Raw genomic sequence first — 23,559 nt, 5'->3', positions numbered from 1 at the left:
CATTCTAATCGACGGGACTGACATCGCCCAGGGAACGAAAGGGGCCGCCCGGGCATCCCGGACGGCCCCTGAAAAGAAAGCAGTTACAGCTGCCCGACGGCGGTGATCCGCACGACGGCGGCACCGGCCTCGTCCGAGGCGGCCAGGTCGACCTCGGCGCTGATGCCCCAGTCGTGGTCGCCCTCCGGATCGTCGAGGATCTGTCGTACGGACCACCGCTCCCGGCCCTGCTCGATCATGAGCAGCGCCGGCCCGCGGGCGTCCGGCCCGACCCCGATCTCGTCGTACGCCTCGAAGTACGGCTCCAGCGCGTCCGCCCACGCGTCCGCGTGCCAGCCCGAGGCGCCGTCGAGTTCGCCCAGCTCATCCCAGCGGCGCAGGGCGGCCAGCTCGACCCGACGGAACAGCGCGTTGCGGACCAGCACCCGGAACGCCCGGGCGTTGCGGGTGACCGCCGGCGGCCGGTCGTCCAGCGACGCGGCGACCTCCGCGACGTCGGACGGGTTGCGCAGCCGCTCCCACTCGTCGATCAGGCTGGAGTCGACCTGGCGGACCAGCTCGCCCAGCCACTCGATCAGGTCGACCAGCTCCTCGGTCTTGGCGTCCTCGGGCACGGTCTGCCGCAGCGTCTTGTACGCGTCGGCCAGGTACCGCAGCACGAGCCCCTCCGACCGGGACAGGCCGTAGAACTGCACGTACTCCGGGAAGGTCATCGCCCGCTCGTACATGTCGCGGACGACGGACTTGGGGGAGAGCTGGTGGTCGGCGACCCACGGGTGCCCCTGGCGGTACATCTCGTACGCGTTCTCCAGCAGCTCGGAAAGGGGCTTTGGCCAGGTCACCTCGTCGAGCAGTTCCAGCCGGGCCTCGTACTCGATGCCCTCGGCCTTCATTGCGGCGACCGCCTCGCCGCGGGCCTTGAACTGCTGCGCGGAGAGCACCTGGCGGGGGTCGTCGAGGATCGACTCGATCACCGACAGCACGTCCAGGGCGTACGACGGGGACTCCCGGTCCAGCAGCTCGATGGTGGCCAGGGCGAGCGGCGACAGTGGCTGGTTGAGCGCGAAGTCGAGCTGGAGGTCGACGGTGAGCCGGACCCGGCGGCCCTGCTCGTCCGGCTCGGGCAGCTCCTCGACCACGCCGCCGGCCCGCAGCGCCCGGTAGATGGCGATGGCCCGCCGGATGTGCCGCCGCTGGGCGGCCCGGTCCTCGTGGTTGTCGGTGAGCAGGTGCCGCATCGAGGCGAACGCGTCGCCGGGCCGGCCGATGACGTTGAGCAGCATCGAGTGGCTGACCTGGAAGCTGGAGGTGAGCGGCTCCGGCTCGGCCTCGACGAGGCGCTGGAACGTCGGCTCGCCCCAGCCGATCGACCCCTCCGGCGGCTTCTTCTTGACGACCTTGCGCCGCTTCTTCGGGTCGTCGCCGGCCTTGGCCAGGGCCTTCTCGTTCTCGATGACGTGCTCGGGGGCCTGCACCACCACCCGGCCGAGGGTGTCGAAGCCGGCCCGTCCGGCCCGGCCGGCGATCTGGTGGAACTCGCGGGCCTTGAGCAGCCGGGTGCGGGTGCCGTCGTACTTCGACAGGCCGGTGAAGAGCACGGTGCGGATCGGCACGTTGATGCCGACGCCGAGCGTGTCGGTGCCGCAGATGACCTTGAGCAGCCCGGCCTGGGCCAGGGTCTCGACGAGGCGGCGGTACTTGGGCAGCATGCCGGCGTGGTGCACGCCGATGCCGTGCCGCACCAGCCGGGACAGCGTCTTGCCGAAGCCCGAGGTGAAGCGGAAGTTGCCGATCGCCTGGGCGATCATGTCCTTCTCGGCCCGGGTGCAGACGTTCACGCTCATCAGGGCCTGGGCGCGTTCCAGCGCGGCGGCCTGGGTGAAGTGCACCACGTACACCGGGGCCTGCTTGGTCTCCAGCAACTCCTCGAGGGTTTCGTGCAGCGGGGTCATCGCGTACGAGAAGAGGAGCGGGACCGGCCGCTCGGCCGAGCGGACGACGGCGGTCGGCCGCCCGGTACGCCGGCTCAGGTCGTCGACGAAGCGGGTGGTGTCGCCGAGCGTGGCGGACATCAGGACGAACTGCGCCTGCGGCAGCTCGATCAGCGGCACCTGCCAGGCCCAGCCCCGGTCCGGCTCGGCGTAGAAGTGGAACTCGTCCATGATCACCTGGCCGACGTCGGCCCGGGTGCCCTCGCGCAGCGCGAGGTTGGCCAGGATCTCCGCGGTGCAGCAGATGATCGGGGCGTCGGCGTTCACGCTCGCGTCGCCGGTGAGCATGCCCACGTTCTCCGCGCCGAAGATCTCGCAGAGCGCGAAGAACTTCTCCGACACCAGGGCCTTGATCGGCGCGGTGTAGAAGGTGGTCCGATCGTCGGCCAGGGCCGCGAAGTGCGCCGCGATCGCCACCAGACTCTTGCCGGAGCCGGTGGGCGTATTCATGATCACGTTCGCGCCGGAGACGATCTCGATGACCGCCTCCTCCTGGTGGGGGTAGAGGTCGAGACCGCGCTCGGACGCCCAGCCGGCGAACGCGTCGTAGAGGGTGTCGGGGTCGGCGCTCTTCGGCAGCGCGGCGGTGAGGGTCATAGCCGCTCCATGGTGCCTGGATCATGGCCCGCGGCGCCAACCGGGCCGCCCCGCGGACGCCGGCCGCCGCGCCGAGCGGGACTGCGCACCGGCTCAGCGCCGGCGGTGGACCAGGTCGAAGATCGGGCGGCCGGCGATCAACGCGCGGCGCTCGAACTTGGTCACCGGGCGGTGGGCCGGGCGGGGGGCGTAGTCGCCGTGCACGTCGACCAGCTCCGGGTCGCCGGTCAGCGTCTCGCGCATCGACTCGGCGTACTCGGCCCAGTCGGTGGCGCAGTGCAGCGTGCCGCCGGGGGCCAGGCGGGCGCGCAGCAGCGCCACGTGCGTCGGCTGGATGATCCGTCGCTTGTGGTGGCGGGCCTTCGGCCACGGGTCGGGGAAGAAGACGTGGACCGCGTCCAGCGAGCCCGCCGGCATCGCCCGGACCAGGTCCAGCGCGTCGCCCCGGGCCACCCGGACGTTGGCCAGCCCGTGCCGCTCGACCAGTTCCAGCAGGTTGGCGATTCCGGGCGTATGCACCTCTACCGCCAGATAGTGTCGGTCCGGGTCGGCGGCCGCCATCGCGGCGGTGGCGTCGCCCATGCCGGAACCGATCTCCAGCACCAGCGGCGCCCGCCGCCCGAACAGCGCCGTCGGATCGAACGGCCCGTCCAGGTCGGCGATCTCCAGGCCGTACGCGGACCAGAGCCGCGCCAGCGCGTCGCGCTGCCGGTCGCTCATCCGGCCGCGGCGCGGATGGAAGGTACGGATGCGGGCGGCGTGGGCCGGCGGGGTGGCGTTCTGGTCGGTGGTGGTCACAGCGACCCGAGCGTACGCGACCGCCGCCGCGGAACGGATGTGATGTGCGACCGGGAGTGAGAGGATTCATCCACGGCAGGACGGGCGGCCCGCCGACCGACACCGCCGACGCGACAGCTCCCGGTCGTGGTGCGGCGTCAGGCGCGCCGAGCGGGATTGTCGGACGACGGCTCCCGGTCGTGGCGCGGCGTCAGACGCGCCGAGCGGGAGTTGTCGGAGCGCGAAAGGGGTCATGGTGTCAGTCACGCGACGCGGGGCGATGCTGATCGTGGCCGCCGCCGTGTGCGCCGCCCCGCTGCTCGGCGCGGTCCCCGCCCTGGCCGCCCCGCCACCCGGCGCGCTCGTCGCCGGGCCGACCGATCCGCCGGATCAGGGCCAGCGGCAACCGGAGCCGGTCGACCTGGTCTTCGTCGAGGTCACCCCGAGCACGGTGCAGCCCGGTTTCCTGGTCGGCATCCGCGCGAGCTGCCGGGACAACTCGGTGCCGGCGATCGTGGTCTCCGACGCCTTCGGCCGGGTCCAGGTGCAGCCGCAGCGCGGGCTGCTCACCGCCTCGCCGATGGTCCGGGAGCGCACCCGTCCGGGCAACTACCGGGTCAAACTGGAGTGTCCCAGCGGGCAGACCGCGTCGACCATGCTCCAGGTGGTCAAGGCCACGCCCAGCCGTACCGCCGCGCCGCCCAGCCGCGGGCCGGCGACCGGGTTCGGCGGCACGGCCGGGATCGGGCTCGGTGGGCTGCTGGTGCCGGTCGGGCTGGCGTTGACCGTCGCCGGTGCGGTGGTCGGCGTGGCGGCCGCCCGCCGGCCCCGGATGGCCCGCCGCTGACGCTCGCCATGACCGCGCATCCCGCCCCCCAGCCGGCCGCCCGGTCGGCGACCGGCACGGGGCGTAGACCGTGGTCCACGCCGCTCGCCGTGGTGCTGGTGCTGGTCGGGGTCTTCGCCACCGGGGCCGGGCTGGGCCGCACGGCCGCGCCGTTCGACTGGGTGGACGCGACCGCCGGGCCGACGCAGCGCGCCGACGAATCGGCGCGGGCGCCGTCGACGGCCAGCCGGCCGGTGAGCCTCGCCGTGCCGGCGATCAAGGTGACCGCACCGATCACCCCGGTCGGGCAGGCGAAGGACGGCTCGGTGGACGTACCGCCGCTGAGCCAGCACAACCAGACCGGCTGGTACGACCGCGGCCCGGTCCCGGGCGAGCCGGGCCGGGCGATCATCGTCGGGCACGTGGACACGAAGAGCGGCCCGGCGGTCTTCTACCACCTGCGCGAGCTCAAGCCGGGGGACCGGATCGAGGTGACCCGCGCCGACCACAGCGTCGTCACCTTCACCGTCGACACCGTCGAGCACTTCGACAAGGCCAACCTCCCCGCCGACCGGGTCTATGGCGACGACGGCCCGCCCGGGCTGCGCCTGATCACCTGCGGCGGCGAGTGGCTCGGCGGGCGGTCCGGCTACGCGGACAACGTCATCGCATTCGCCTCGCTTGCCGGCACCCGCGAAACCTGACCGTCGCCCGATCAGCCCGGTGCCGGGGCACCGGACGCGTCGCCGCCACCGCCGCGGGACCGGCGGGCGATCGACGCGAGCGCGAACAGTTGGGCGGCCACCAGCAGCGTGACCGCGAGCAGCCACCACAGCCCGAGGTCGGCGCGGATCGTGACGGCCAGCAGCGCGACGCCGACCAGCGCCAGGCCGGCCGCCAGCCGGCCGGCCCGGCCGCGCAGGGCCCGCCGGTGCCGCCAGATCAGCCAGCCGACCGGCAGCCACGCGACCACCACGACGACCATCCCGACGAGGTCCGCCGCGGAGGGCCCGTGCGTACGGCTGAACGAGAACACCCGGGGCCCGGTGTCCGGCAGCGCGAGCAGCAGGCCACCCACGGCCGAGCCGACCAGCCAGCCGAGCAGGCGACTGCGCACCGGTGGACGCGTCATGCCGGCATCATGCCGTGCCCGGTCAACCGGTTCCGACCACCGGCCGCCACGGGCGCAGCGACACGACGGTCACGCCGGGAGTTGGTGGTTGGTGTCGGCTGCCACGATCCCGTACGGCCGCCTCGTCGACGCGGAAGACGGGCCCGCCGCCGGGGCAGGGGGGCGGTAGGACGTCGGGTACCGCTGACCGCCCGCCTCTACGGACCCGGCGACATCACCGGCCTCGACACCCGCGGAGCTGCCGGGTTCAGCCCTTGCCGGGGACCTGCTGGACCACCTCGAACTCCAGCAGCGTGGCCCCCGTGGCGACCGGCTTGCGCGGCTCGCCGCCCGCGCCACCGGCGTGCGCGGCCCGGGACGGTCCTTGCGCCCACGCCTGGTACGCCTCCTCGGACTCCCAACGGGTGTAGACGAAGTAGCGGTTCTCTCCGGCGACCGGGCGGAGCAGCTCGAAGCCGAGGAAACCGGGGGAGTTCTCCACCGCGCCGGCCCGGGCGGCGAACCGCTTCTCCAGCTCCTCGCCCGCGCCCGGCGGGACGTCGATCGCGTTGATCTTCACCACTGCCATGACTTCACCCTAACCAGCCGGGTGCCGCCTGACCGCGCCGCGCGGGCCGTCGGACACCACTTCGGGGATGTGGCGGCATCCCGGACCGCCGTCACCGCAACCTCGCCGACCTGGGCGGCAGCGCCGGGCTGGCCGGGCAGCGCCTGGCCGGGCAGGGCCGGGCTGGCCGGGGCGCCGAGTTCAGAACGTCTCGACGGCCGGCACCAGGTCCGCGTCGACCACGATCGGCGCGTGGTCGGAGGGGCCCTTGCCCTTGCGCGCCTCCCGATCCACGTACGCGGAGCGGACCGCGCGGACGAATGGCGCGGAGGCGTACACCAGGTCGATCCGCATGCCCTTGTTCTGGTGGAACATGCCGGCCCGGTAGTCCCAGTAGGTGAACGGGTGCGGGCCCTTCATCGGGGTGGGCACCACGTCGCTGAGCCCGAGGTCGCGTAGCGCGGCCAGGGCGGCCCGCTCGGCCGGGGTGACGTGGGTGGAGGTGACGAAGAGCGTCGGATCCCAGACGTCGGCGTCGGTCGGGGCGACGTTGAAGTCGCCGCAGACCGCCAGCGGCAGGGCGCCGACCAGCTCGGGCTCCAACGCGTCCCGCAGCGCCGCCAGCCAGGCCAGCTTGTAGGCGTAATGCGGGTCGTCGGGGGACCGGCCGTTGGGCACGTACACCGACCAGACCCGCAGCCCGTCGCAGGTGGCCGAGAGGGCCCGGGCCTCGGGCAGGGGGAACCCCGGCTCGCCGGGGAAGCCGACCGCGACGTCGGCCAGCCCGACCCGGGACAGGATGGCCACCCCGTTCCACCTGCCGTCGCTGTGGCTGGCCGCCTCGTAGCCCAGCTCGCCCACCTCGGCGACCGGGAACGCCCCGTCGGGGCATTTGGTCTCCTGCAGGCAGACGACGTCGGGCTTGGTGGTGGCCAGCCAGTCCAGCAGCCGGGGCAGTCGGGCCTTCACCGAATTGACGTTCCAGGTCGCCAGGCGCATGGGTCCAGCCTGCCGTATCACCGGCCGCCGCGCCGGGTCAGCGTTCCGGGGTGTCTCGCTGGTTCGTGGGTCGGGTCTGTTCGGCTGCCGGGTCAGCGTTCGGGCGTGTCTCGCTGGTTCGTGGGTCGGGTCTGTTCGGCCGCCGGGTCAGCGTTCGGGCGTATCTCCTGGGCGGGTCTGCTCGGCGAGGAAACGCTCCAGTTCGGCGCCGAGCTCGTCGGCCGTGGGCAGTGGGCCGGTCTCGGCGGCCAGCAGGTTCTTCTGGCCGCGGCCCCGGGCGAACGTGTCGTACTGCTCCTCCAGGGCCTGGACCAGGGTCGCCGCCTCCTCGGTCTGGGCGACCTGGCGGTCGATCTCCACCCGGACCACCTCCGCGGCGGCCCGCAGGCCGTCCCGGGGCAGCAGCAGCCCGGTGCTGCGGGACACCGCGGCGAGCAGCGCCTCGGCGGCGGCCGGATACTCGGTCTGGGCGACGTAGTGCGGCACGTGCGCGGCGAAGCCGAGGGCATCGCGACCCTGCTCGCCGAGGCGGTATTCCAGCAGGTGGCCGACGCTGCCAGGCACCTGGACCCGCTGGAGCCACGGCTCGTAGCCGGCGATCAGCTCACGCCGGGTGGCGTGCGCGGTGACGCCGCTGGGCCGGGTGTGCGGCACCGCCATCGGGATGGAGTTGAGCCCGACGGTGAGCCGGACGTCGAGCCGGGTGGCCAGGCCGGCGACCGCGGCCACGAAGCGTTCCCACTGCAGGTCCGGCTCCGGGCCGGTGAGCAGCAGGAACGGGGTCTCGTCGTCGTCGCGCAGCAGGTGCAGCTCCAGCGCCGGGGCGTCGTAGTCGGCCCAGTGGTCCTCCGCGAAGGTCATCACCGGCCGGCGGGAGCGGTAGTCGAACATCTGGTCGATGTCGAAGCGGGCCACCGGCCGCGCCTCGAGGGAGGTGAGCAGCTGCTCCCGGGCCAGCCGGGTGGCGCTGCCGGCGTCGACGAAGCCGGTGAGCGCCTGGATCAGCACGGGTTGACCGAGGTCGGCCAGATCGTCGCTGAGTTCGTAGAGCTCGTGTGGGTCGAGCACCGGTTCGGACCTCCCTGGGAACGCGCGTACGGGTGCCGTGCGAGCACGACCATCCCGTTCGGCAAAACGTACCGGCTGGCGTGGTCCATTCCGTTACGGGCCGGCTGCACCCCGAAATAATGATCACGATTCGGCGACGGCGGGGAGCAGATCGGGGCGAATCCGCTGATCTTGCTCCATCGTCCGGGAAACGGCCGAATGGAGGGTCGGCCGAAAGGACGAGTTAGTCGATCGTGGGCGGGCCTGCGGGCGTCGGCGAGGTTCCTGCCCGGGGCCACCCGCCTCGTCGCCGGCCGGAGGTTCTACCGTTCTGCGAGGGTTGGCCCGTCCTGATGTCGACCCGGGCCGCACGTCGGATTTGGGCGGGGCAAAGTGTGACGAGGGCCACGAGATCACCGTGGGTGATCAGCGGTCCTTCTGCCTAGCCTCGTCGAATGCGTGACGACGGCACCTTCGACGACCATCACGGCCTCGGCGGTTCGGCTGACCGTTCGGACGATACCCATTCCACCGTTCGGTCAACCGGTTCCCTGGAGCCAGCCGCCCCCCGACGCTTCCCCTTCGGCTTCCTGCGTACCCGCTTCGGGGACGCCGCTAACCCCCTCGCCCCCCGACCCGGCCGCACCAAGCTGGCGGTCGCCACCGGCGCGGTCTGCTGCCTCGGCCTGCTCGGCGTCAGCCAGGTCGGCGCCGACGCGGTCGACGGCTCGGCCCCCGCGACGTCCGAGGAGGTCGCCCAGCGTGCGGCCGCCGACGCCGCCTCCCGCGGCCTGACCCGCGAGACCCCCGCCGCCCCGACCCCCACCCCCGCCGCCTCGACCCCCACCCCGGTCGCCTCGACCGCCAACCCGGACACCACCCCGGCCACCAAGAAGCCGAAGCCCAAGCCCAAGCCCAAGCCAAAGCGGATCGTGCCGGTGGCCGGACTGGACCAGGACCAGATGGACAACGCCAAGGCCATCGTCCAGGCCGGCCGGGACATGGGCGTGCCCCGCCGGGGCCTGATCATCGCGGTGGCCACGGCCATGCAGGAGAGCAACCTCTACAACTACGCCAGCGGGGTGCTGCCCGAGTCGCAGAACTACCCGCACCAGGCCATCGGCTGGGACCACGACTCGGTCGGGCTGTTCCAGCAGCGCCCCAGCAGCGGCTGGGGGGCGGTGCGCGACCTGATGCAGCCCGCGTACGCCACGAGGCAGTTCCTCACCGCGCTGGTGCAGATCCCCGGCTGGCAGAACATGGCGCTCACCGATGCCGCCCAGGCCGTGCAGGTCTCCGCGTTCCCCTGGGCGTACGCCCAGCACGAGTGGCGGGCCACCGAGGTCGTCGACGCGATCCTGAACTGACCGGGCCGGTCGCCGACCACTGTGGACGCGTGCCGGAGGGTCGGCCCGGGTACCGGTGACTTGTCGGTCCCGGGTACACATGATGTGGGGACCGCGGACAGGAGGACGCCATGTCACCGTTGCAACGGATCGCCACCTTCCTGCGGTCGCCCCGCGGTCAGCAACTGGTCGAGCGTGGCCGGCGCGAGCTGGCCAAGCCGGAGAACCAGCGCCGGCTCAGGCAGCTGCTCACCCGGCTGTCCCGCCGTCGCTGACCCGTACGCCCCCAAGCTCGACCACCGGGAGCCCCTCGTGACCGACTCACCCGTCGACGGCGGGTCCACCGTTCCCACGCCGCCGGCCGCGCCGCAGGACGCCCCCGACGCGCTGCCGGCCACGCTCTGGGACCGGATGCGGGACGACCCGCAGTACGCCCCCGAGCACCTGGCCCTGGAGGCCGTCCGCCGGCTCGGGCCGGAGGCGGCGCAGTGGGCCGCCCGGGAGCGCGCGCTGCGCCCCGACATCGTCGCCGACGAGCTGGCCGACCAGGCGGTCCGCAGGTTCGTCAACCGGGCCCGGCTCTCCGGCGCGGTCTCCGGGGCGGCCGGGCTCCCCGGCGCGGTGATCGACGTCGGGGTGCTGGCCTGGACCCAGGCCCGGCTGGTCCTGCACGTGGCGGCCGCGTACGGCGTCGATCCGACGCATCCCGATCGGGCCGCCGACCTGCTGGTGCTGCAGAAGGTGCACAAGGTCGCCGAGAGCGCCCGGCTCGCGCTCGGGGTGGCCGCGGGGCGGGAGCGCGCCGGGGCACTGTTCGGCATGGCCGGGGAGCGCCCGCTCGGCAAGGTGATGCTCCAGCTGGGCGTACGGCTGGCCCGGATGGCCGGGGTACGCGCGGCCAAGCGGTTCTTCGCCAAGCTCGTCCCCGGTGCCGCGATCATCCTCGGCACCTGGGCCAACTCGTCGGCCACCAAGGACCTCGCCGACCGGTCCCGGGCCCTCTATCGCGGCGGCGCGCGGCGCCTGCCGGAGCAGCGCCAACCCTGACCGGGACGCCTCGTTCACGGCAGCGTGCTACCGCCGCCACGGAGCGGGGTGGCCGTGCAGCCACCAGTGCAGGACCCGGGTGATCCGGGGCAACACCAGATAGGTCATGAGCGGGGTCAGGCAGAGCGTCATCAGCAGCGTCCGCACCGCGAGCGGCACGTCGGCGACGAACCGGGCGGTGAGCAGGGTCGCGGTGAGGCTCAGCGGGAAGAACGCCAGCCAGATGGTCACGGCCTGCTTCCACCGGGGCGGGCTGGGCGGCCCGGCCGGCGCGGCCTCGGCCCCGGTGATCGTCTCCACCACGTGGTCCACCGGCGGATCGAACCAGCCCTCGATGCCGGTGCGGCGCTCGACCCGGGTGTGCTCGACGATGCCCTGCGCCGAACTCAGCCACCAGTGCCGCTGCGGCGACTCCTCCCAGCGGCGTAGCGTCTCGTCGTCGGCGAACCGGTACATCACATGCCACTCGGGCGACCCGGGCGCGCTCTGCACGAAACCCGCGCCGAGGAAGCCGGGGAAGCCCTCCGCCAGCGTCGTGCCGGCCCGCATCCACGCCACCATCTCGCCGGTACGCGCGGGATCGGCGCGTCGGGCGACGGCGACGGTCACCGGCACCGCCTGGATCATGGTCATGCCCCCCATCCTTCCCACCGCCGTCCGGATCGGCCCGGTCACGGCGTAGGGGTGTAACGCAACCCACCGGCGCTCGCATCCGCGGCATGCCCGTCCGGTGGCCGGCATCACCGCGTCATCTCCGCTCGGGACCGGGAAACTCGCAGAACCGGCATCCGGCGGGCGGCGGCGGGTCGGTTAGCCCCGTCCGTGCCGGGGTAGCCCGAAGGAATGACGCGATCACAGCCGCGCCGCCGGATCAACGCCGCGTACAGCGCGTTGAACCTGCGGCTCGTGCTCGCCACCTTCGGGTTGGTGATCATGACCTTCTTCGCGGTGGTGGCGTTCTGGGCCCACGTGGTCTGGCTGGGCGTCGTCTGCGCGCTCCTCGCCGTCGTGGCCGTGGTCGACCTGGTCGTCATCCAGCGCCGTCGCGCCGCCCGCCGCCGTGAGGAACCGGGCGTGCGGCACTCACTGTTCGAGTGACAGGAGCCCGCCATGTCCATCGCCACCACCAATCCCGCCACCGGACAGGTGCTCAAGACGTACGACCCGATGTCGGACGAACAGGTCGACGCCGCCATCGAGCGGGCCGACCTGGCCTTCCGGCAGCTGCACGGCACCACCATCGCGGAGCGCGGCCGGTGGCTCATCGCCGCAGCCGAGCTGCTCGAGGCCGAGCGGGACGAGACCGCCCGGCTGATGACCACCGAGATGGGCAAGACGTACGCCGCGGCCCGGGCCGAGGTGACCAAGTGCGCTGCGGCCTGCCGGTTCTACGCCGCCAAGGCCCCCGAGATGCTCGCCGACGAGCCGGCCGACGCCGGCGCGGTCAAGGCGAAGCGGGCCTACGTCCGCTACCAGCCGATCGGGCCGGTGCTCGCGGTGATGCCGTGGAACTTCCCGCTGTGGCAGGTGATGAGGTTCGCCGCGCCGGCCCTGATGGCCGGCAACACCGGCCTGCTCAAGCACGCCTCCAACGTGCCACAGGCCGCCCTCTACCTGGAGGACCTGTTCCGCCGGGCCGGCTTTCCCGAGGGCGCGTTCACCACCCTGCTGGTCGGCTCGGAGGCGGTGGACCGGATCCTCAGCGACCCGCGGGTCCGCGCGGCCACCCTCACCGGCAGCGAGGTCGCCGGCCGCTCGATCGCCCGGATCGCCGGTCGGGAGCTGAAGAAGACCGTGCTGGAGCTGGGCGGCAGCGACCCGTTCGTGGTGATGCCCTCGGCCGACCTGGACCGCGCCGCCGAGGTGGCCACCACCGCCCGCTGCCAGAACAACGGCCAGTCCTGCATCGCCGCCAAGCGGTTCATCGTGCACACCGACGTCTTCGACGCCTTCGCGGAGAAGTTCACCATGCGGATGGCGGCGTTGACGGTCGGCGACCCGATGGACGAGGGCACCGACGTCGGCCCGCTGGCCACCGACCGCGGCCGGGACGAGGTGCACGCCCAGGTGCGGGACGCGATGGACAAGGGCGCGCGCGTCCTGTGCGGCGGCGAGCTGCCCTCCGGGGACGGCTGGTACTACCCCCCGACCGTGGTCACCGACCTGCGGCCGGAGATGCGGATGTGGTCCGAGGAGGTCTTCGGGCCGGTCGCCGGCCTCTTCCGGGTGTCGTCGTACGAGGAGGCGATCGAGGTCGCCAACGGCACCCATTTCGGCCTCGGCTCGAACGCCTGGACCACCGACCCGGCCGAGCAGGAGCGCTTCGCCATCGACCTGGACGCCGGCAACGTGTTCATCAACGGGATGACCACCTCCTACCCCCAGCTGCCGTTCGGCGGGGTGAAGAACTCCGGCTACGGCCGGGAGCTCTCGGCGCTGGGCATGCGGGAGTTCTGCAACATCAAGACGGTCTGGCTCGGCGAGGGCGAGGCCGGCCCCGGCGCGGGCGCGCACTCCGAGTAGCCGGGACCGCGATGGGGTGCCGGTATCGCCCCCGCCGTGGAATTCCGGACTTCGGCGTGATCACGCCGGTAACCGGGGCCGCCTAGGCTCCTACCTCATGGAACCGCTCATCGAGGTCGTGCTCTTCCTCGCGATCGCGACGTTCGGCGCGGCGCTGGCCCGACGGCTGGGTCTGCTCGCGCCGATCCTGCTGGTCGTGCTCGGCCTCGTGCTCTCCTTCGTGCCGGGCTTCCCGCACGTCCGGCTCGACCCGAACCTGGTGCTGGTGGGCATCCTGCCGCCGCTGCTCTACGTGGCGGCCCTGGAGACGTCGGTGCCCGCGTTCCGGCTCAACCTGCGGCCGATCCTGCTGCTCGCGGTCGGGCTGGTCATCTTCTCCGCGTTCGTGGTGGGCACCGTGGTGCACCTGTTCCGGCCCGACCTGCCGTACTCGATCTGCCTGGCCCTCGGCGCGGTGGTGGCGCCGCCCGACGCGGTGGCCGCCACCGCGGTGGCGCGCCGGGTCGGCCTGCCCCGCCGCATCGTGACCATTCTCGAGGGGGAGAGCCTGGTCAACGACGCCACCGCGCTGGTGCTGCTGCGGGTGGCGATCGTCGCGGCCACCACGGCGACCGGCGGGATCGGCGTCGGGGACGTGGCCCGGGAGGTGCTGGTGGCCGCCGGCGGCGGGGTCCTGGTCGGGCTGCTCGGCGTGGTGGTCTTCGGCTTCCTGCACAAGCGGATCACCGACCCGGTGCTGGACAACGCGCTGTCGCTGATCGTGCCGTTCGCGGTGGTCTTCGCCGCCGAGGAGATCCACGCCTCCGGCGTCATGGCGGTGGTGGTGACCGGGCTGGGCATCGGTCACAAGATGCCGCTGCTGATGTCCGCCGCCTCCCGGCTCCAGGTCGACGCGTTCTGGCGGCTGATCCGGTTCCTGCTGGAGGGGCTGGTCTTCCTGCTGGTCGGGCTCCAGTTGCGCGAGGTGGTGCGCGGCCTGGACGAGCCGCTCGGCTTCCTGGTCGGGATCACGGCCGCGGTGCTGCTCGCCGTCTTCCTGGCCCGGTTCGTCTGGATCTTCCCGGCCACCTATCTGGGCCGGCTGGTGCCCCGGGTCCGCCAACGGGACCCGGCGCCGCCGGTGCAGTTCCCGATCGTCATCGGCTGGGCCGGGATGCGCGGTGTGGTCACCCTCGCCGCCGCCCTCGCCCTGCCGCTCACCCTGGCCGGCGGGCGCGCCTACCCGCGACAGCTGTTCATCTGGCTCGCCTTCGCGGTGATCGTGGTGACCCTGGTCGCGCAGGGCGCCACCCTGCCGGCGGTGGCCCGCCGGGCCAAGCTGCCGCCGGACGACCCGGTGCAGGACGCCCTCTCCGCCGCCGCCGTGCAGCAGCAGGCCGGCCGGGCCGCCCGGGAACGCCTGGACAAGCTGGCCGAGGGGGCGCCCGCGGCGGTCGTCGAGCGGCTGCGCGGGCTGGTGCAGAGCCGCACCAATCTGGCCTGGGAACAGCTGGGCGGCACTGCGAAGGAGACCCCGTCCGAGGCGTACGGTCGGCTGCGGCAGGAGATGATCGATGCCGAGCGGGAGGTCTTCCGGGCTGCCCGCGACACCGGGAAGATCCCCCAGGAGGTGCTGGTCCGCGCCTATCGCGACCTGGACCTGGAGGAGTCGTTGCTGCGACGGGAGACTGACTGATGAGCTGTGCGCACCTGGCCGAGGCGGGCGACGCGGCGCCGGCGACCACGACCGAGTGCCCGGACTGCGTGGCCATCGGCAACGCCGACTGGGTACACCTGCGATCCTGCCTGGCCTGCGGGCACGTCGGCTGCTGCGACTCCTCGCCGTACCAGCACGCCACGAAGCACTTCGAGGGCAGCGGGCACCCGGTGATGCGCTCGGTCCAGCCCGGGGAGTCGTGGCGCTGGTGCTTCGTGGACGAGGAGATCGGCTGAGCGAGCTCGTCAGCCGAGCCGGCGTTCCAGCACCTGGCCCGGCCACGGCGGGCGGCCCGGCCGGTCGACCGTGAACGGGTCGGTGGCGGTGAAGCCGCAGCTCTCGTAGAAGCCGACCAGCGCCCGGTCGTCGCCGCCGTAGCAGTCCACCCGCAGCAGCCCCAGGCCACGGTCGCGGGCCAGTTCCGCCGCGTACGCCAGCAGCCGGGCCCCGATCCCGTGGCCCGCGTACGCCCGGTCCGAGACCAGCAGGTTGACGTACAGCTCCGGCTCGGTGGCCGGTGGCACGTACTCGGTGGCCGCCCCCACCACCAGGGCACCCACCGGGGTGTCGCCGAGTCCGGCCAGGTAGAGCCCGCCGCTGGTCGCCCACGCGTCGGCCTGGGCGATCCGGCGCGGATCGCGCGACGCGGGCTCGGTGCCCCACTGGCCGGTCCGGCCGCGCGCCGCCAGCCAGGCCGTGGCGCTGTCGAGCAGCCGCAGCACGGTGCGGGCGTCGCCGGGCCCGCCCGGGCGGATGGTGAGGGTCGGCTGGTCCGTCATGCCGGCCATGCTGCTACACCGGTCAGCCGGCATGACCGGCCGGGGTGTGGGCCGCGCCCGCCGCGTCGGGGGCCGGTCGGGTGATCAGCGCCCACCGGGTCAGCGCCGGGGTGGCCAGGCCGACCACGGCGAAGAGCGCGGCGACCGCCACCCAGCCGGGCGGCCCACCATCGAGCACCAGCAGCGCCAGCAACGCCGGACCGAGCGCCCGGGACAGCCCGGCGAGCAGCCCGTCCGCCCCCTGGTAGGCGCCGATCGCGTCCGGCGGGGCCAGCCCGTACGCCAGGCCCGCCCCGGCGCTGCCGTGCCACAGGTCACCGGCGGTGTAGACCGCGGTGGCGACCAGCAGCAGCGCGACCGACGCGGCGGGCGGCAGGCCGGCGGTCACGGCGTACAGCAACATGGCCACGGCCAGCACCAGCCCGGCGCGGCGCATCGACCGGGCCGCCCCGACGGCGTCGTCCGCGCCGCGGGCCAGCCGCACCGCGAGCAGCACGGACAGCGCCGTGTTGGTCAGCAGCACCGCCGACACCACCGGCGGCGGGGCGCCGGCCCGGCTCACCGTCCACAGCGGCACCACCAGGGTGAGCACCGTCCAGTGCAGGCTGAGTACGGCCGACGCCCCGCTCACCGCGAGGAACCGCCCGTCGCGCAGCGCCCGCCCCCGGCGCGGCCGCCCGCCCGCCCGGTCACCGGCCGCCGGCGGGCAGGCCGGCAGCCGCAGCAACAGCGCCGCCGACAGCAGATAGGTGACCGCGTCGCCGACCACAAGCAGTTGGTACGCCCGGTGGGTGTCCGCGGCCAGCGCGAGCCCGGCCAGCCCGGCCCCCACGGCGATGCCCAGGTTCGCGACCGCGCGCAGGGTGGCGAAGGCGCGTACCCGGCCCTGTGGCCCGGCCACCGCGGCGACCAGCGCGGCGCGGACTGCCAGGTTGCCGGAGGTGAGCAGCGCGTCGAGTACCGCCACCGCGAGGAACACCGGAAACGAGCCGACCAGCAGGTACGCGGCGGCGACGGCGGCCTGGCCCAGCTGCAGGACCGCGCGCAGCGTACGCGGATCCCACCGGTCGGCCAGCGCGCCGAGCGGCACGCTGGCGGTGAGCCCGACCAGCCCGGCGACGGTGAGCCCGGCGCCGACCGAGGCGGGGGAGAGCCCGACGTCGCGGGTCAGGTAGAGCGCGGCGCCGGCCAGCCACAACCCCGAGCCGACGGTGTTGGCCAGGGTGGCCAGCGAGAGGGTGCGCAGCGGCCCTGGCGGCGGGATCGGCGAGACCCCGGCACCCGTCAGCGCAGGTCCGTCCCCGGCACAACCACGGACAGCATGTCGTCGATGCCCTTGGTCACCCGCCCGGACCGGGGTGCGGCGGCACGCACGGCGTCCGGATCGATGGTGATGTCCCCGTTGACGGTCATGAGGCCGACCCTAGGCAGGGCCGGGTGGGACCGGTGGCCCCGAAATGCGCGACACCGGTCACATCGGACGGGCGGCTATCCTCCCGGCCCGCTCCCAGGGCGCCGGCACCCGGACCGCCGCCATGTCCGCCGCCGTCGCGGCCCGGATGCCCAGCTCGGTGTCCTCGAAGACCAGGCAGTCCGCCGGGGCCACGCCGAGCCGCTGCGCGGCGAGCAGGAACGCCTCCGGGTCGGGCTTGGGCCGCGCGTAGTCCCCGGCGCACACGAGCTCCTCGAACCGGTCGAGCAGACCCAGCGTCGTGAGCGAGGCGGTGACCCCTGCCCGGGTGCTGCCGGACACCACCGCGAACGGGATCCGCCCGTGGTCGGCCTCGATGTGCGCCAGCACCTCCGGCACGGCGGTCAGGTCGGGCAGCGACCGCTCGTACAGCTCCTCCTGGCGCCGCACGACCGTCTCGACCGGCATGGCCAGCCCGTGCCGCTCGTTGAGCGTGGCGACGATGTCGGCGATGGGCCGGCCGCCCCAGGCGTAGAACAGCTCCTCGGGGAACTCGCAGCCCCACTCGTCCAGCGCCGCACACCACGCCGCGTAGTGCAGCGGCATCGAGTCGGCGATGGTGCCGTCGCAGTCGAACAGGTACGCGCGGAAGTCGCCGGGCGGCAGGGGCAGCAGCATGGCCGCAGCCTACGGCGCGGAGGTGGAAAAGCGCTGGCCGGGGCGGCCTGCGCTCTGGTTGGCTCCGGCGCTGTGGAACGAACCAGGATGGCCCGGGCCGACGAGTTGACCGAGGTGCAGCGGATCGAGGTGGCCTCCGGTGCGCCGTTCCGGAAGGTCGGGATGGCCGACGTGGCCGACATGCCACCGCTGCCGCTGGACGTGCTCGCCGACCGCCAGCGGGCCGGCCGGGTCTGGGTGGCGGTGAACACGGGGGACCGGCCGGTCGCCTTCGTGGTGGTCGATCTGGTGGACGGCTGCGCGCACGTCGAGCAGCTCAGCGTCGACCCGGCGTACGCCCGGCGGGGGATCGGGCGGGGACTGCTCGACCACGTCGCCGGGTGGGCCGCCGCGCGTGGGCTGCCGGCGTTGACCCTGACCACCTTCCGGAGTGTGCCGTGGAACGGGCCGTACTACACGCGCTGCGGGTTCCGGGAGCTGACCGGCGCGGAGGTCACGCCGGGACTGGCCGGGCTGCTGGCGGCCGAGGCGGCGCTGGGGCTGGACCCGGCCGAGCGGATCGCCATGCGTCGGCCCGTCGCCTAGTCGGCGTCAGCCGGGCGCCCCGGTGACGAGGCGTTCGGTGGCCAGGCAGGAGACCAGGCAGCGTTCCTTGGCGTCGCCGGTCAGCCGGGCGGTCCAGTCGGTGAGGCCGCCGTCGCCGACCTCCCACGCGCCGTCGTCGAGGGTGAGTCGCAGCGCGCAGCCGCGGTAGTAGCCCCGCCCGCGCCGCCGCTCCGGCTCGTCGCGCAGCGGGATGCCGTCGGCGGCGAGGGCCGGGCGGACGGTGTCGGCCAGCCGTTCGCCGAGGACCGCGTCGTCCAGGACCGTGACGTGCAGCCCGGGCGCGGCCGACCGGGCCAGCTCGGCAAGAACCGCCCGCCACCAGGCCAGGTGCCGGACCAGCAGCCGCGCCTCGGTCCGCCCCGAACCGGTGTCCCGGGCGCTGGACACCAGCGTGAAGAGCCGGAAGTGCGCGGCGGCGCCGGGGCCGAAGTCCTGTGCCCGGAGCACCCGGTGCACGGCGGCCAGGTGCACCTCACCGGTCCGGGGCTGCCGTTGCCGGCGCGCCGCCGCCTCGACGGCTAGGGCGTTGGTCGGGTCGCTGACCACCTCCGCGCCGCGCATGGTGGTGACGATCCGGTTCTGGCTGACGGGCGCGACGGCGGAGCAGCTGCCCAGCGGGACGACCGGCGACAGTTCGACGCCGGCCACGTCGGCCGGCAGCAGCTCCCACAGCCGCGTCTCCAGTCGGGCGAGCACGCGCGGGTCCACCTCGGACGGGCGGACCAGCCGGTCCTCCCGCCAGCGCCGCAGCACATCCGCCGGGCGCACCGCCGCCGCGCGGTCGCGGGCCACGGTCAGCAGCAGCGTCCGCAGGTCCGCCGCGGGCACGCCGGCCAGCGCGGCCCGCGTCCCAGCGGGCAGCGCCGCCCACACCCGGCGTTCCGCGCCGGCAAGCTCGTCCGGGTCCATGACCGCCACCATCGCGTACGTGCCGTGGCGCGTCCACCGGGTTTGTTCAGTGGGCGCCGCCCAGGTTGAGCACCACCACGCCGGCGATCACGAGACCGGCGCCGGCCACCTTGGCGACGCTGAGCGGCTCACCCAGGAAGGTCGCGCCGATCGCCATGATCGCCGCGGTGCCGAGGCCGGACCAGATGGCGTACGCGACGCCGACCGGGATATCCTTCACCGCCAGGGCGAGCAGCCCGAACGACGACACGTACGCCACCGCCAGGCCGAGCGTGGGCCAGAGCCGGGTGAAGCCGTCGGTGGCCTTGAGCAGGCTGGTGCCGATCACCTCGGCGGTGATCGCGGCCAGCAGAAACAGGTACGCCATGCGGGGACGGTACCGGCTGGGTTCTGTCGTCCCCTACAGTGTCGGTCGCCGATGGGATTGTGAACCAGGGCGTTCGTAGCCACGAGTGGGGGAAGCACGGTGCACGGGCGGCGGGGAGACGATGTGGTCGACAGCGGTGGCGCGGCCATGGCCGTCCTCGACCCGCCCGCGGCGCAGCTCGAGGCCGACTCGTGGCCGCGCTGGCGCTTCTGGCCCCTGGTGGCGATGGCCGTCACCGGAGTCGCCCTCTACGCGTTCTGGCAGTGGAGTCAGACGCTCCCACCCATCGGCTACGGCTACTTCGCCCGTCCACCGATCTACGGCCAGCTGATCCTGGTCCGGGACGAGCTGGCGTTGACCGTGATCCCGGCCGGCGTGCTGCTGGCCGGCATCGGCTGGATCGTCACCTCCTGGCGTCGCCTGCCGACCTGGCTCGCCCTGGCGCTGGTGGTGGTCGCCGGGGTGCTCACCGCCACCGCGGTGAACCTGGTCCGGGGCCAGCTGGGCGAGCTCACCCGGGGCCTCTCGACCGGCTCGAAGCCGGCCTACTACACCGCCGACCTGCACTTCGTGTACGAGCTCGGGCTGCGCGAGTTCGTCGAGCGGCACGCCGAGCTGAGCGAGCGGTTCCAGTCGTACAACGGCCGGACCCACCCGGCCGGGGTGATGGTCTTTCTCTACCTGTTGTTCCGTACCTTCGGCGCGTCGCACAGCCTGCGCGTCGCCGGTGTGATCGCGGTGGTGGCGTTCTGCTCGGCGGTCTCCGCCTGGCTGATCGGTCGCACCCTGGGTGGGGAGCGGGCCGGCCGGATCGGCGCCGTGCTCTTCGCGGCGGCGCCGGCGCCGTTGATGATGGCGTACAGCACCCTCGACACGACCTTCGCCGTGCCGCTGAGCATGAGCGTCGCGCTCTTCCTGCTCGCCGCCGACCGTCGGTCGTGGCGGCTGTCGGCGGCCGCGGGCGCCGTGTTGGGGCTGGGCACCCTGATGACCTTCGCCACGTCCTTCGTCGTGCTCTCGGCGACCATCGCGCTGGTGGTCCAGACCGGGTGGCGGACGGCGGTGCGGCTGCTGGCCGCCGCGGCGGCCGGCGGAGCGGCGGTGCTGGCCCTGGCCTGGCTCGTCCTGGGCTTCGACGTCCTCGCCTCCTACCTGGTGTCACCGACGGTTTCGGTTCCCTACAACTGGTACTGGTTCGTGGGCAGCCCGGCGGCCTGGCTGATCTACGCGGGTCTGCCGCTGGCCGCCCTCGGGATCTACGGCGTGTTCCGGAAGGTGCCGGGGGCCGGGCGGCCGGTGCTCGTGCTCGTGCTCGTGCTCGTGCTGGTCGTCTGGGCGGGGTTGCCGTCGGAGCTGACCAAGCTGCGTCCGGGCGAGGTGGAGCGGACGTGGATGTTCCTCTACCCGATGGTGGCGGGCGCGGCCGGTGTGGTGGTGGACCGCTGGACCGCCGCGTTCGTCCCGCGCTGGCGGCGGGGCGCCGTGGTCGCGGGCCTGGTGCTGCTCTCGGTCGGGCAGGCGGTGTTCCTGCAGGCCCTTTACAACAACTTCTTCTGATCCGCGGACCGGGCGGCAATTTCGGGAGTTGCGCGGTCCACGCGGGGTGGTGGCACCTTCCCGAGGTTGGTGCCACCACCCGGCGGCGGTTCAGGACCGGGCGCAGGCCGTTCCGTTGAGGGTGATCAGGTTGGGGGCGGGGTTGGGGCCGCCGGCGGTGGTGCCGATCAGGCCGAAGGTCACCGCGCCGCCTGGGGCGATCTTCGCGTTCCACGCCTCGTTCTTCGCGGTCACCGTGGCCCCGGACTGGCTGACCCGGGCCGACCAGAAGCTCTGCACCTGCTGGTCGCCGGTGAACGCCCACCGCAGGCTCCAGCCGTCGACGGCGGACGTGCCGGTGTTCCGTACGATGACCTGGGTGTTGAAGCCGTCCGGCCAGCTGCCGTGCGTGGTGTACGTGACGGCGCAGGTCGGGGCCGCCACCGCGGCCGCGTCGCGCTGGTCGGCCAGGAAGGATGCCAGCCAGGCCAGCGCGGAGTTCCAGTTGATCGCCACCTCGTTGGTCGAGTACGAGTTGATGTCGTCGACGTAGCAGAGCATCGGCTGGCAGCCGGCCAGCAGGTTGGCCGCGTACGGGTCCTGGAGGGCGGCGTTCGGGCCGCCGGCGAGGGAGCCGTCCGGCGGGTTCGGCAGGTCCGGGTCGAGCTGGTGGGCGAAGATCCGGCTGTGCTGGTGGTGTGCGTTCTGCTCGCCCCAGCCGGTCACGTAGGACATGTTCAGCGCGTTGCGGCCGAGCAGGTAGTCGGCCGCCTGCACCGCACCGTCCCGATACCTCGCGTCCCGGGTCAGGTCGAAGGCGGTGGCGAGCACGATCGCGTTGTTGATGATGTTGCTGTTGCCGCCCCAGACGTACGCGCCGGCCTCGCCGGGCAGCGGCAGCCCGTACGCCTGGCCGCCCAGGGTCGCCAGGTAGCGGTCGGCGGCGGCGGTCACCGAGGTGCGGATCCGGGACTGCTCGGCGGCCGGCAGTGCGTTCGGCACGGTGGCCAGGTCGAGCCGACCCAGCGCGGCCACGCTCTGCCAGCCGAACGCGCCTCCGGCGGCGAAGACGTCGGCGGTGTGCAGCGGCGACGCGGTGAGGTCGGTCAGGTACGCCTGCTCCCCGGTGGTCAGCCAGAGCTCGACGGCCGCCCAGTAGAACTCGTCGGTGACGTTCGAGTCGTCGTACGCGCCGCCGCCGTTGCCGTCGGCCGGCGACGCGTAGCGCGCCGGGTGCGCCTTCGCCGCCGCGTACGCCGTCTTCGCGGCGCTGCCGCACCGGGCCGCGAAGGCGGCGTCGTACGGGGCGAAGAGCCGGGCGCACTGGGAGGCTACGGCGGCCAGGTTGAGGGTGGCCGCGGCAGACGGCGGGTGCAGCTCACGCGGCTGCGGGTCGTCCTGCGGGGCCAGCGGCAGTCCGGTCCAGTTCTGGTCGTGGATCTTGTGGTGGGCCATCCCGGCGAGCGGCTGGCCGGCGGGCACCTGCATGCGCAGCAGGAACTCCAGCTCCCAGCGGGCCTCGTCGAGGATGTCGGGCACCGTGTTGCCCCGCTCGGGCACCCGCAGCGTCCCGTCGCCGAGCGCCCCGCCGCCCGCCGCGGTCTCCGCGGTCTTGGTGCGCTCGAACGCGCTCAGCAGCTGGTAGGTGGCGATCCCGCCGTTGACCACGTACTTGCCGTGGTCCCCGGCGTCGTACCAGCCGCCGCGCACGTCCAGTCGGTGGTCGCAGACGCCGGGCTGGCAGGGCACGTCGGTGTCGCCCTGGTTGGGCGCGACGCCCAGGTGCCCGGCCGGGCGGGCGTACCCGGCGCCGATCAGGCCGCCGTCGATCGGGGTGCCGCTGCGCTGGGCGTAGAAGAACTGGAGCGAGTCGACCCGCAGCCGGTCGTAGAGGGTGCCGGAGATGTCGAACGGGTGGCTGGCCTCCCCGTCGGCGACCAGTGTGTAGCCGGTGCCCGGGGTGCGGAACGACGAGAAGTCGACGGTGTGTACGCGCTGCTGGGAGGCCGCGTCCACCCCGCGCGGGGTGGACGCGCCACTGGCCACCACGGCTCCGGCGGCCGACCTGAGCTGCCAGGGCAGCGGGTCGGTGGCGTCGGTGACCACGGTGGCGTTCTTCGGGCCGCCGGGCAGGTAGCCGACCTGGTTGACCCGGACCCGCGGCCCGGTGTCCGGCTCGTACGGCGGGGCCGCCTCGCCGCCGCGCAGCGAGACGTTGTCCAGGCAGAAGGTCTGCGCGGCGGGGCTGCCGCCGACCTGGAAGACGAGCTGGGCGCCGGGGTTGTCGGCCGGGGCGGTGAACGTCCTGGCGACGTGCTGCGCGGTGCCGGTCGCGGTGGCGTCGACGCTGGCGTACGTGGTGTAGGGCGCGCTGCCGAGCTGGAGCACCGCCTTGAGGGCCGCCCCCGGCGTGGCGGAGACGTCGAAGGAGAGTTCGTACTCGGCGCCCGCGATGAGCGGCACGGCGTCCTGGCCGATGCCGGCGTCCCACGGGTTGGCCAGGCCGCCGGGGACGGTGGTGCAGAGCCGCCCGTCGACGACCGTGAGGTCCCCGGTGCCGTAGGAGAACCAGGGGCTGGTGCCGGCGCTGAAGTCGCCGTTGCGGAGCTGTTCGGGGGCGTCCGGGGGCACCTCGGCGTAAGCCACGCCGGCGGTGGCGCCGGTGAGTACCAGGGTGGTGGCCGCGGCGAGCGCCGCGAGGCGGCGTCGGTGTGGGATCACGGAGGTTCCTTCCGCGCTGGGGGA

Annotated in this window: 25 protein-coding genes; 11 read left to right on the top strand and 14 right to left on the bottom strand. The window is 73.6% G+C overall.

The genetic code is table 11. The features are described 5' to 3' along the window. Nucleotides 1-83: 83 nt before the first annotated feature. Both ACGF4F_RS27855 and trmB read right to left on the bottom strand, forming a co-directional pair. Nucleotides 84-2,588: a DUF3516 domain-containing protein gene (locus ACGF4F_RS27855; RefSeq protein ID WP_357441259.1), complete on the bottom strand. Its 2,505-nt coding sequence runs from the start codon at nucleotides 2,586-2,588 to the stop codon at nucleotides 84-86. A gap of 93 nt (nucleotides 2,589-2,681) precedes the next feature. Continuing rightward, a complete protein-coding gene (gene trmB, locus ACGF4F_RS27850) occupies nucleotides 2,682-3,386 on the bottom strand; it encodes a tRNA (guanosine(46)-N7)-methyltransferase TrmB (RefSeq protein ID WP_357441257.1) in 705 nt (234 codons plus the stop codon). 232 nt (nucleotides 3,387-3,618) lie between these two features. Here trmB and ACGF4F_RS27845 point away from each other — a divergent pair, with 232 nt between their 5' ends. Further along, entirely contained in the window at nucleotides 3,619-4,212 is a 594-nt protein-coding gene (locus ACGF4F_RS27845; protein ID WP_357441255.1) for a hypothetical protein, read from the top strand. 8 nt (nucleotides 4,213-4,220) lie between these two features. Then, a complete protein-coding gene (locus ACGF4F_RS27840) occupies nucleotides 4,221-4,895 on the top strand; it encodes a class F sortase (RefSeq protein ID WP_393081778.1) in 675 nt (224 codons plus the stop codon). Nucleotides 4,896-4,906: 11 nt separating this feature from the next. Here the strand turns inward: ACGF4F_RS27840 and ACGF4F_RS27835 are convergent, their stop codons facing one another. The 4 genes from ACGF4F_RS27835 to ACGF4F_RS27820 form a co-directional block, all read right to left on the bottom strand. Continuing rightward, nucleotides 4,907-5,323 (bottom strand): hypothetical protein, encoded by a 417-nt coding sequence (locus ACGF4F_RS27835; protein ID WP_393081775.1) that lies wholly within the window; start codon nucleotides 5,321-5,323, stop codon nucleotides 4,907-4,909. A 247-nt stretch (nucleotides 5,324-5,570) separates the two neighbouring features. Then, nucleotides 5,571-5,891, bottom strand: a complete 321-nt coding sequence (locus ACGF4F_RS27830; RefSeq protein ID WP_357441249.1) for an antibiotic biosynthesis monooxygenase — start codon at nucleotides 5,889-5,891, stop codon at nucleotides 5,571-5,573. 180 nt (nucleotides 5,892-6,071) lie between these two features. Next, nucleotides 6,072-6,869, bottom strand: a complete 798-nt coding sequence (locus tag ACGF4F_RS27825) for an exodeoxyribonuclease III (RefSeq protein WP_387277590.1) — start codon at nucleotides 6,867-6,869, stop codon at nucleotides 6,072-6,074. Nucleotides 6,870-7,016: 147 nt separating this feature from the next. After that, nucleotides 7,017-7,937, bottom strand: a complete 921-nt coding sequence (locus ACGF4F_RS27820) for a PAC2 family protein (protein ID WP_357441245.1) — start codon at nucleotides 7,935-7,937, stop codon at nucleotides 7,017-7,019. 434 nt (nucleotides 7,938-8,371) lie between these two features. On the opposite strand from ACGF4F_RS27820, the gene ACGF4F_RS27815 reads away from it, so the two are divergent. From ACGF4F_RS27815 to ACGF4F_RS27805, 3 genes are all read left to right on the top strand, one after another. Next, entirely contained in the window at nucleotides 8,372-9,283 is a 912-nt protein-coding gene (locus ACGF4F_RS27815; protein WP_393081770.1) for a peptidase M23, read from the top strand. A gap of 110 nt (nucleotides 9,284-9,393) precedes the next feature. Then, on the top strand, nucleotides 9,394-9,537 hold the full coding sequence (locus ACGF4F_RS27810) for a hypothetical protein (RefSeq protein WP_387277596.1): 144 nt from the start codon (nucleotides 9,394-9,396) through the stop codon (nucleotides 9,535-9,537). Nucleotides 9,538-9,574: 37 nt separating this feature from the next. Continuing rightward, nucleotides 9,575-10,309 carry an EcsC family protein gene (locus tag ACGF4F_RS27805; protein ID WP_393081767.1) on the top strand — a complete coding sequence of 245 codons (735 nt, stop codon included), beginning with the start codon at nucleotides 9,575-9,577 and terminating at the stop codon, nucleotides 10,307-10,309. A gap of 27 nt (nucleotides 10,310-10,336) precedes the next feature. Here the strand turns inward: ACGF4F_RS27805 and ACGF4F_RS27800 are convergent, their stop codons facing one another. Next, entirely contained in the window at nucleotides 10,337-10,942 is a 606-nt protein-coding gene (locus ACGF4F_RS27800) for an antibiotic biosynthesis monooxygenase (RefSeq protein WP_393081764.1), read from the bottom strand. Between the two features lie 210 nt (nucleotides 10,943-11,152). On the opposite strand from ACGF4F_RS27800, the gene ACGF4F_RS27795 reads away from it, so the two are divergent. The 4 genes from ACGF4F_RS27795 to ACGF4F_RS27780 all read left to right on the top strand — a co-directional run bounded on the left by ACGF4F_RS27795 (nucleotide 11,153) and on the right by ACGF4F_RS27780 (nucleotide 14,764). Further along, nucleotides 11,153-11,407, top strand: coding sequence for a DUF6343 family protein (locus ACGF4F_RS27795; protein WP_387277600.1), 255 nt, complete (start codon nucleotides 11,153-11,155; stop codon nucleotides 11,405-11,407). A 12-nt stretch (nucleotides 11,408-11,419) separates the two neighbouring features. Next, complete coding sequence (locus tag ACGF4F_RS27790) at nucleotides 11,420-12,832, top strand: NADP-dependent succinic semialdehyde dehydrogenase (protein ID WP_393081759.1); 1,413 nt, start codon at nucleotides 11,420-11,422, stop codon at nucleotides 12,830-12,832. Nucleotides 12,833-12,929: 97 nt separating this feature from the next. After that, nucleotides 12,930-14,507 carry a Na+/H+ antiporter gene (locus tag ACGF4F_RS27785; RefSeq protein ID WP_393081756.1) on the top strand — a complete coding sequence of 526 codons (1,578 nt, stop codon included), beginning with the start codon at nucleotides 12,930-12,932 and terminating at the stop codon, nucleotides 14,505-14,507. Continuing rightward, nucleotides 14,507-14,764: a UBP-type zinc finger domain-containing protein gene (locus ACGF4F_RS27780; protein WP_357441227.1), complete on the top strand. Its 258-nt coding sequence runs from the start codon at nucleotides 14,507-14,509 to the stop codon at nucleotides 14,762-14,764. Before ACGF4F_RS27785 ends, ACGF4F_RS27780 begins: the two co-directional genes overlap by 1 nt. Before the next feature lie 9 nt (nucleotides 14,765-14,773). Here the strand turns inward: ACGF4F_RS27780 and ACGF4F_RS27775 are convergent, their stop codons facing one another. From ACGF4F_RS27775 to ACGF4F_RS27760, 4 genes are all read right to left on the bottom strand, one after another. Next, nucleotides 14,774-15,307 (bottom strand): GNAT family N-acetyltransferase, encoded by a 534-nt coding sequence (locus ACGF4F_RS27775; RefSeq protein WP_357441225.1) that lies wholly within the window; start codon nucleotides 15,305-15,307, stop codon nucleotides 14,774-14,776. A gap of 22 nt (nucleotides 15,308-15,329) precedes the next feature. Further along, the gene (locus tag ACGF4F_RS27770; protein WP_393081752.1) at nucleotides 15,330-16,505 is read right to left on the bottom strand and encodes an MFS transporter; all 1,176 of its coding nucleotides are present in this window, start codon (nucleotides 16,503-16,505) and stop codon (nucleotides 15,330-15,332) included. Nucleotides 16,506-16,591: 86 nt separating this feature from the next. Then, entirely contained in the window at nucleotides 16,592-16,720 is a 129-nt protein-coding gene (locus ACGF4F_RS27765) for a hypothetical protein (RefSeq protein WP_357441220.1), read from the bottom strand. 58 nt (nucleotides 16,721-16,778) lie between these two features. Further along, nucleotides 16,779-17,396: an HAD family hydrolase gene (locus tag ACGF4F_RS27760; RefSeq protein ID WP_393081749.1), complete on the bottom strand. Its 618-nt coding sequence runs from the start codon at nucleotides 17,394-17,396 to the stop codon at nucleotides 16,779-16,781. A 72-nt stretch (nucleotides 17,397-17,468) separates the two neighbouring features. Between ACGF4F_RS27760 and ACGF4F_RS27755 the strand changes: the two genes are divergently transcribed. Beyond that, the gene (locus tag ACGF4F_RS27755) at nucleotides 17,469-17,981 is read left to right on the top strand and encodes a GNAT family N-acetyltransferase (RefSeq protein ID WP_357441216.1); all 513 of its coding nucleotides are present in this window, start codon (nucleotides 17,469-17,471) and stop codon (nucleotides 17,979-17,981) included. Nucleotides 17,982-17,987: 6 nt separating this feature from the next. On the opposite strand, the gene ACGF4F_RS27750 is transcribed toward ACGF4F_RS27755, so the two are convergent. Continuing rightward, the gene (locus ACGF4F_RS27750) at nucleotides 17,988-18,911 is read right to left on the bottom strand and encodes a hypothetical protein (protein ID WP_393081746.1); all 924 of its coding nucleotides are present in this window, start codon (nucleotides 18,909-18,911) and stop codon (nucleotides 17,988-17,990) included. Between the two features lie 46 nt (nucleotides 18,912-18,957). Continuing rightward, complete coding sequence (locus ACGF4F_RS27745) at nucleotides 18,958-19,278, bottom strand: DMT family transporter (RefSeq protein ID WP_393081743.1); 321 nt, start codon at nucleotides 19,276-19,278, stop codon at nucleotides 18,958-18,960. 123 nt (nucleotides 19,279-19,401) lie between these two features. Between ACGF4F_RS27745 and ACGF4F_RS27740 the strand changes: the two genes are divergently transcribed. After that, a complete protein-coding gene (locus ACGF4F_RS27740) occupies nucleotides 19,402-20,835 on the top strand; it encodes a glycosyltransferase family 39 protein (protein WP_393081740.1) in 1,434 nt (477 codons plus the stop codon). Nucleotides 20,836-20,925: 90 nt separating this feature from the next. On the opposite strand, the gene ACGF4F_RS27735 is transcribed toward ACGF4F_RS27740, so the two are convergent. Then, entirely contained in the window at nucleotides 20,926-23,535 is a 2,610-nt protein-coding gene (locus ACGF4F_RS27735) for a glycoside hydrolase family 9 protein (protein WP_393081737.1), read from the bottom strand. Nucleotides 23,536-23,559: the final 24 nt, after the last annotated feature.

Origin of the sequence: Micromonospora sp. NPDC047740 (genome assembly GCF_043204735.1) — a bacterium.
In the GTDB taxonomy this organism is placed as follows: domain Bacteria; phylum Actinomycetota; class Actinomycetes; order Mycobacteriales; family Micromonosporaceae; genus Micromonospora.
Note: the sequence above shows the minus strand (reverse complement) of the source record. Positions and strands in the feature narration are given on the sequence as shown.